The organism is Candidatus Latescibacter sp. (assembly GCA_030692375.1).
Taxonomy (GTDB): domain Bacteria; phylum Latescibacterota; class Latescibacteria; order Latescibacterales; family Latescibacteraceae; genus JAUYCD01.
This window is the reverse complement of record JAUYCD010000102.1, coordinates 1-8,316: the sequence shown is the minus strand read 5'-3', so window position 1 is coordinate 8,316 and position 8,316 is coordinate 1. Positions and strand designations below refer to the sequence as shown.

The following is an 8,316-nucleotide window of genomic DNA, read 5'->3' as shown; positions in this document are numbered from 1 at the left end:
TGTCCAAAGGACAGGGGGGATCAGTCCTTCAAGAAGGCATGCAATTATCCGATAATACTTTCACATAAAATTATTCTTATAACGATAAGCATTATAAGGAGTTACAAACATTAGTACAAAAATTCTGGGGGATGGCCAGGTATTCTTTTTCTACCCGCCCCGCGAACTTGACTATACTTCTCTCAATCAGTATATTTAATCGTTCCGCACAAGCTCACTCTAGTATATTGTCATGCTTTGCTTCGATTCTTTTATCCATTGTCACACAAAATATTACATATCCGGAGGCGGCTCTTGATCAGACAAGTCACTGTGAGAACCCGGCCCGGGCTGGTCGACAGCCGCGGCGAAGGGGTCAGGAAAGATGCGTTCGATCTGGGAATCCAGAGCATCACGAATGTCCGGGTCCACGATGTCTACCTTTTTGAGGGCGACATCCCCGAAGAGGACATATCCCGTATCGCCGCCGAGCTTCTTACCGATTTCGTCACCGAAGAGTATGTCATCGACGGCGTGTTTCCGGAAGAGGGGCAGGTGATAGAGGTCACTTACAATTACGGCGTCATGGACCCTGTGGAAGGCTCTGTCTACAAGGCGCTCCGCGACCTCGGTATCACGTCTGTCCAGGCGGCGAAGACCGCGAAACGGTACATCATTTCCGGAGACCTTGCCGAGGCCGAAACCGCGCTTATCACCGACAAGCTCCTGGTGAACAAGATCATCCAGCATGCGGCGAAACCGGGCGAGGAAATCTTCCTCCATGCCCGGCCTGACGCGGGTGTCAAGCGGATCGAGGTGGAGCTACTGAAACTCGATGACGATGTCCTCATGCGGCTCTCGAAAGACCGTTTCCTCTCCCTGAACCTTGATGAAATGCGTGCCATTCAGAAGCACTACCGGGGGTTGGACCGCAATCCCACCGATGTGGAGCTGGAAACGTTCGCCCAGACCTGGAGCGAGCATTGCGTGCACAAGACCTTCCGGGGGATCATCAACTATAACGGCGAGACGATAGACAATCTGCTCAAGAATACCATTATCCGCGCAACCAGAGAGTTGAACCGCGACTGGTGTGTCAGCGTGTTCGAGGACAACGCCGGAGTGATACGGTTCGATGATGACGACAATGTCTGTTTCAAGGTGGAAACCCATAACTTTCCCTCCTCGCTCGAGCCTTACGGCGGCGCGGGAACCGGCATCGGCGGGGTGATCCGCGATGTGATGGGAACGGGGCTTGGGGCAAAACCGATCGCCAACACCGACATATTCTGTTTCGCCCCGCCCACCATGAAATTGAGCGAGCTGCCCCCAGGAACGCTGCATCCCCGGCGGGTGATGAAGGGGGTGGTGTCAGGAGTCCGTGATTACGGCAACCGGATGGGCATCCCCACAGTAAACGGCTCTGTGTTTTTCGATCCAAGGTATGTGGGGAATCCGATCGTTTATTGCGGCACTGTCGGCATCATGCCGAAAGAATGCTCGTTCAAGAAGGTCTCTGACGGCGACAGGATTGTCCTCATCGGCGGCAGAACCGGCCGTGACGGCATCCACGGGGCCACGCTTTCCTCCACCGAGGTGACCGAGGAGAGCGAGGTCACCTCATCCCACGCGGTGCAGATCGGAAACGCCATCCAGGAGAAGAAGATGGTGGATACCCTCATGGTCGCCCGTGACCGGGGACTTTATTCCGCCATAACCGACTGCGGAGCCGGAGGGCTTTCCAGCGCGGTCGGCGAGATGGGGAAGGATACCGGCGCGGAGGTTGACCTGGAACTGGTGCCTCTCAAATACACCGGACTCCGTTACTGGGAAATCTGGATTTCCGAGGCCCAGGAGCGCATGGTGCTGTCGGTTCCGCCGGACAAGGTGGATGAGCTGCTTGGGGTGTTCGAGTCTGAGAATGTAGAGGCGGTGGTGATCGGAACCTTCACCGGCGGCGGAAAACTCACCCTGCGGTACCATGGAATGACGGTGGGGGAATTCGACATGCAGTTTCTCCATAACGGAGTTCCCCGTCTCGCACGCAATGCCTCATGGGAGCCGCGCAGGACGCCGGAGCCGGAATTTCCCTGCCCCTCGGATCTGGGAAAACCCCTGAAGGAGATTCTTTCCTCCTGGAATGTCTGCTCCAAAGAGTGGATCGTCCGCCAGTACGACCATGAGGTCCAGGGCGGAAGCATTGTGAAACCGCTCACCGGCGCGGCGAACGACGGCCCTTCCGACGCCAGCGTCATACGGCCAAAGCTCGGCTCAAACCGTGGAATCATCATCGCCAACGGCATCAATCCCAAATACGGGGTCATCGATCCCTACTTCATGGCGCTCTCGGCTATAGACGAAGCGCTGCGGCAGGTGACCTGCGTGGGAGGCGATATAGCCCGCACCGCGCTCCTCGATAATTTCAGTTGGGGGAACACCACGATTCCCGACCGTCTCGGAGAGCTGGTCCGCGCGGCCCAGGGATGCCATGACGGCGCGGTGGGCTTCGGGACTCCCTTCATATCGGGAAAGGACAGCCTCCGAAACGAATTCATTTACGGCGACAAGGTCATACGCATACCTCCGACCCTCCTCATCAGCGCACTCTGCGTCATGGAGGATGTAACCAAAGCGGTCACCATGGATTTCAAAGCTCCCGGGAATCTAATCGCCGTAGTGGGGCTTACCCGCAACGAGATGGGCGGCTCCCACTATTTCGACCTGAAAGGATTCACGGGAAACACCGTTCCGGGGGTGGACATCCCCACTGCCCGTGAAATCATGACCACCCTGCACAAGGCCATGGACCAGAGATTGATCCTTTCCTGCCACGACTGTTCGGAAGGCGGAATCGGGGTCGCCCTGGCAGAGATGGCGTTCGCCGGTCAGGTGGGGGCGTATGTGGATCTAAGCGAAGTCCCTCTCGGCTCGGTCATGCGCGACGATTACATCCTGTTCAGCGAATCCAACTCGCGGTTCATTATCGAGGTTGAACCCGAAAACGCTCATCAGATCACCGAGATGATGGGTGGCATTCCGTTCGCCTGGATCGGGGATACAACCGATTCAGTGCAAGTGATGATTGAAGGCTCCGGAGGTATCGTGGCTGATGAGAATATTTTTGCGCTAAAAGAGGCATGGCAGAAACCGTTAAAAAGCGTGTGAGAGGCAAAAGGAGGAAATTATGCCTTACCGTGCGTTTGTTCTATGCATGATTGCACTGGCATGTTTTTCAGGTGTGTCCCATGGACAGGGGAAGTGGACGAATTATACAGATTGGTCGGGGATATATGCAGTTGCAGTTGAAGGGAATTACATTTGGGCGGGCACTCATCGAGGCGTGGTGCGATGGGACATGGAAACAGGGACATTCATGAGATTCACGAGCGTAGAAAGTTTGGTTGAAAAGAGGGTATTATCTATTGCAATGGACAGACAAGGCGCACTCTGGTTCGGAACATACGAAGGTGCGGTATCCAAATTTGATGGCATCACTTGGAAACTCTACACGACTGCTAATGGCCCGGCAGGTGTTTACGTCTCTTCAATCGCTGTGGACAATCAGGGAGCGCTTTGGTTCGCCACGGTCGGTGGGGCATCAAAATTCGATGGCTCTTCATGGAAAACATACACGACTGCTGATGGCCTTGTCAGCAACGGTGTTTCTTCCATCGCTGTGGACAATAGGGGCACGCTGTGGTTCGGTACATATGGTTTTGGAGTATCTAAATTCGACGGTGTCTCATGGAAAACATATACTACTTCGGATGGTCTCGTTAGCAACGATCTCATAGTCATAAACGCAGACAATCAGGGTTCCCTCTGGTTTGGTACGCTCGGGGGTGGAGTATCTAAATTCGATGGTGTTTCATGGAAAACATACACGACCGCAGACGGCCTCGCCGGTAACAAAGTCTATTCTATCGCGGTTGACAAACAGGGTGCGATCTGGTTTGGCACAAACGGTGGGGTATCTAAATTCGACGGCTCGATGTGGAAAACATATACGACCGCTGACGGCCTCGTAGATAATGGCGTCTCTTCCATTGCCGTAGACAACAAGGGAGCACTATGGTTCGGTACAAACGGCGGAGTATCGAAATTCGAAGAGCAAAGCACTCTTGTTTCTGATTCACAAAGCATGAACCGTCCAGAATCCTTCGGCATCAGGGCTGCATACCCTAACCCGTTCAACCCTTCCACGACGATTGATTTCACCCTTTCTAATTCGGGGAAAACTAAGCTATCAATATACAATATTTCAGGACGACTTGTGGACAACCTGGTGGATGAAGTTATGAGAGCCGGAACCCACCGTGTCGTCTGGAACGCCTCCAGCCGCGCTACGGGGGTATATTTCGTGATGCTGGAATTGGGAGGAAAGAGGGACGTAAGGAAAGTGCTTTTTATGAAGTAAAATTGTCTGAACCACTGATGCGAATGATTGAACTGATAAAAGCTGATGGGGAGTTCTTTTATCATACTCATCATTTTCATCACACGAATCAGTGGTTCAGACAATCTTCTAAAGTCTATATCATGTAAATCTTGTAAATCCTGTCTGATTCTCTTCTTTCTTTGCGAACTTTTCGAGAAATATTCTTTTGGGAGAGGTAACAAAACCACCATGGCAAAACCGAAAGCGATCATCCTTCGAACTGCAGGCACGAATTGCGACATGGAAAGCGCCTATGCGGCTGAAACCGCCGGTTTCGAGGCGGAGCGTGTGCATATCAACCGGGTGGCGTCTGGCGAGGTGAAGCTTGACGGCTGCTCTTTCCTGTTCATACCGGGCGGGTTCTCCTATGGCGACGACATCGCCGCGGGGAAGATCATGGCGCTCGAACTCAGGAAGAGGCTCGGCGACCAGCTTCTCAGGTTCGAGGAGCAGGGGAAGCTTGTACTCGGCGTCTGCAACGGTTTCCAGGTATTGATCAAGACCGGCATGCTGCCTTTCCATGAAAACAGGCCGGAGGAAATGAGGGCTACCCTTACAATCAACGATTCCGGTAAGTTCGAAGACCGCTGGGTGTACCTGAAATCCGAACCGGACACGGTCTGCGTTTTTACCCGCGTAATGAAACCGGTCATCCAGCTTCCGGTTGCCCACGCCGAGGGGAAATTCCTGGTGAAATCCGGCGCCGACATGGAGGAAATGGAAAAAGACGGCCAGGTGGCGCTTCGTTATACATCGCGCTGTAATGATGTTCCTTCTTATCCTGAAGATCCCAACGGCTCGTTCGACCATGTCGCCGGTGTCTGCAACAAACGGGGCACCATCCTCGGTCTGATGCCGCACCCGGAACGATTTCTCACCCGGTATACCCATCCCCGCTGGACCCGTGAGAACCTCCCGGAAGAAGGCGACGGCGCGGTATTTTTCCGGAATGCGTATGAATATTGCAAGGCAATGTGAAAGTCATCCCATGAATGAAGAAACACTCAAAGCTCTGATTCTCGACTATATCCGCACCCTGGAAAAAGGGAAAATCCGGCGCCGGGAACTCTACGGTCGTCTGGGCCTCAAAGGAACGGATTATGCCGAATTCAAGCGCGTCCTTAACCTCATCGAGAAATCCGGTGAGCTTGTCCGCCTCAAAGGGAGAACATTCGCCCTGCCGGAAATGGGCAATATCATCACCGGGGTGTTCAGCGCCTCACGGCATGGCGGGGGATTCGTCCGTCCCACGGCGGGGGATTCGGTTTACATACGGCGGGAGCATACAGCCGGGGCCATTCCGGGCGACACAGTACAAGCCCGGTTGATCCATAAAGGGCATGTGGGCATTAACCGCGCCGGGGAGATCATCAAGATCGTGGAAAGGACCGGCCGCCCAATTATAGGCATCTATAAGACGATCGGGAAGACGGCGTATGTGATACCCCAGGAAAAAGTATTCATGGAAAACATGCTGGTGACAAGCGGAGAGGAACTCGGTGCAAAGGACGGCGAAGTTGTGGTCTGCCGGGCGGAGGTTTCAGCCCCGACGTACACACATCCCATGTGCTCCGTGGTGGAAGTGCTCGGCCCGCCCGGTGCTCCGGGCATGGATGTCCTGATCATCGCAAAGAAGTTTGATCTTCCCATGCGCTTTTCCGAGGAATCGATCGAGGAGTCGCTTCGCATCCCCGATGATCTTTCCGCTGATGTCATCGCCCGCCGCCGTGATATCCGCGACCTGGTCACATTCACCATTGACCCGATAGACGCCCGTGATTTTGACGACGCCGTCTCCATTTCCCGCCGGGAGGACGGCGGATTCGATATCGGCGTTCACATTGCCGATGTGGCACATTATGTCCGTGACGGCTCAGCGCTTGACCACGAGGCGCAGGCGCGGGGAATGAGCTGTTACCTGGTGGACAGGGTTATCCCCATGCTGCCGGAACGGCTTTCCGGCGAACTATGCAGCCTCCGGCCCCGCGAAGACCGTCTCACCAAAAGCGTGTTTGCGACTCTCGACGATGATGGGAATATCCTTTCGGCTGAAATCGCCGACACGGTCATCCATTCCCGCATGAGGCTCAACTACCAGCAGGCGCAGGCTTTCCTGGACGGAACCGGAGATTACGAGGCCGATCTCATTCCGGGAGAAGTACGGGAAGCGCTTATCGTGCTCTCCGACCTCACCGATATCCTCATCCGGCGCAGGACTGAACGGGGCGCGCTCGATTTCGAGCTTCCCGAAACCCGTGTCATCCTCGATGCAGCCGGCAAACCGAAAGACATAGTTAAACGAACCCGTCTCAAATCGCACCGGATGATCGAGGAACTCATGCTCATCGCCAACACCGTCACCGCCATGGAGCTCGGCGAGGCAAAGGCGCCTTTCCTCTATCGCTCCCACGACACGCCGGACAGGGAGAAGCTTGAGGTTTTCGGGGATTTAGCCCGGTCTCTCGGCTACGATTTCCGGCCAACGCTTGCTGAAAGCCAGCTCTATATTCAGAGCTTCCTCAAATCCCTCCAGGGAAAACGCCATGAGCGGGTGCTCAACATGCTCCTTCTCCGCTCCATGAAAAAAGCGGTGTACAGCCCTCACAATCTGGGTCATTACGGCCTGGCGCTGCCGGTATACGCTCATTTCACCTCCCCTATACGGCGCTATCCAGACCTGATAGTCCACCGTCAGCTCGACCGCTACATTCTCGGAAACGGCGCCGCCCCGGAACGCCTTGACATCCAGTATTACGAGACCCTCGGGAACCACCTGACCTCTCGTGAGATCACCACCGATTCCGCCGAACGCGACTCCGTCAAGATGAAAATCGCCGAATTCATGGAACGTCATCTCGGCGAGGAATTCAACGGCGCTGTTTCCGGCATCATTCCCATCGGCTTTTTCGTGGAGCTGGATGAATACTTCGTGGAGGGCCTTGTCCACGTCTCCAGCCTGGAAGACGATTATTACGAGGTTGACGAGCACGGTGTGGCCATGATCGGGAGGAATAAGGGAAGGAGGTTCATGATTGGCGACCGGGTGAAGGTCGCGGTGGCCCGCGCCGACAAGGAACGCGGGGAGGTGGATTTTATGGTGGTGGAGGGGATGGGGAAGCGAGGGAAGAGGGTGTAAAGAAAAGAAGACCGAGAAACGGAAAAGCACGAAGGTGATAGAGAGAATGTAAGAACATCCTTCCGTATCAACCTTAATTAAAAAACCGAGAGAGTTCAAGTTGTGCTAATTCACGGTTAATCTCGTGCAGATTACAAGCAATGTAGCGGACCCCTTGAAATCCTCGACAAAAAAGGTAAAAGGGCATTCGTATCAAGGGTCCGTTTAAAACTACCACATCACCCGGTGGAATATTTCGCCCCTCTATCCCCACTCTTGAACCGTTGTGCAATTGTATTAATGCTATTTTAGCATATCCGATTATTTGGGATTTATAGACGATATATATGAAATCTCCCTCAAAACATTGGTTAAGTTTACCCCGAAATGGGAATTCTGGTGGAAAGATGGGGGAATAGTCCTCTTCGGGGCGCTCAACTTGAAATAGTAGATCTATCCAAAATTGCTCTTCACCCTTTGGTATTGTCCTTATTATATTCATATATCTCCTTTCTGCAGTACAACAAACCGTGTTTGAGTAATTGCCGAGGAGAGCAAGACCAAAATAAAATTTCCTGTGCGATGAGGGACTTTCCTTTGTCACAAAAAAGTATGTATAATTAAAAAAAACCCATTTTCTTTGATCTAACCCGGATTATTCATAAAAAAAGGCAGTGCATCAACTAATATATTGTATTATATTGTAGTTAGACAAATAACGACGAACAAACACAATACAAATGAGTTGAGCCTGCCATGAGAGAAGATACCCAACTTTCGCTTA

At 53.3% G+C, this 8,316-nt stretch carries 4 protein-coding genes; all 4 read left to right on the top strand.

Going from position 1 to position 8,316, the window contains the following annotated elements; translation table 11 throughout:
- Positions 1-294 precede the first annotated feature (294 nt).
- The 4 genes from purL (at position 295) to rnr (ending at position 7,553) form a co-directional block, all read left to right on the top strand.
- Positions 295-3,144, top strand: a complete 2,850-nt coding sequence (gene purL / locus Q8O92_06305; protein MDP2982920.1) for a phosphoribosylformylglycinamidine synthase subunit PurL — start codon at positions 295-297, stop codon at positions 3,142-3,144.
- A 19-nt stretch (positions 3,145-3,163) separates the two neighbouring features.
- Complete coding sequence (locus Q8O92_06300) at positions 3,164-4,396, top strand: two-component regulator propeller domain-containing protein (GenBank protein ID MDP2982919.1); 1,233 nt, start codon at positions 3,164-3,166, stop codon at positions 4,394-4,396.
- A 210-nt stretch (positions 4,397-4,606) separates the two neighbouring features.
- Entirely contained in the window at positions 4,607-5,395 is a 789-nt protein-coding gene (gene purQ, locus Q8O92_06295) for a phosphoribosylformylglycinamidine synthase I (protein ID MDP2982918.1), read from the top strand.
- 10 nt (positions 5,396-5,405) lie between these two features.
- Positions 5,406-7,553, top strand: a complete 2,148-nt coding sequence (rnr, locus tag Q8O92_06290) for a ribonuclease R (protein ID MDP2982917.1) — start codon at positions 5,406-5,408, stop codon at positions 7,551-7,553.
- Positions 7,554-8,316 lie beyond the last annotated feature (763 nt).

What these genes read in the sequence shown, in the direction of transcription:
- Q8O92_06300 (MDP2982919.1), top strand. Translation starts at nt 3,164, where the DNA reads ATGCCTTACCGTGCGTTTGTTCTATGCATGATTGCACTGGCATGTTTT.
- purQ (MDP2982918.1), top strand. Translation starts at nt 4,607, where the DNA reads ATGGCAAAACCGAAAGCGATCATCCTTCGAACTGCAGGCACGAATTGC.
- rnr (MDP2982917.1), top strand. Translation starts at nt 5,406, where the DNA reads ATGAATGAAGAAACACTCAAAGCTCTGATTCTCGACTATATCCGCACC.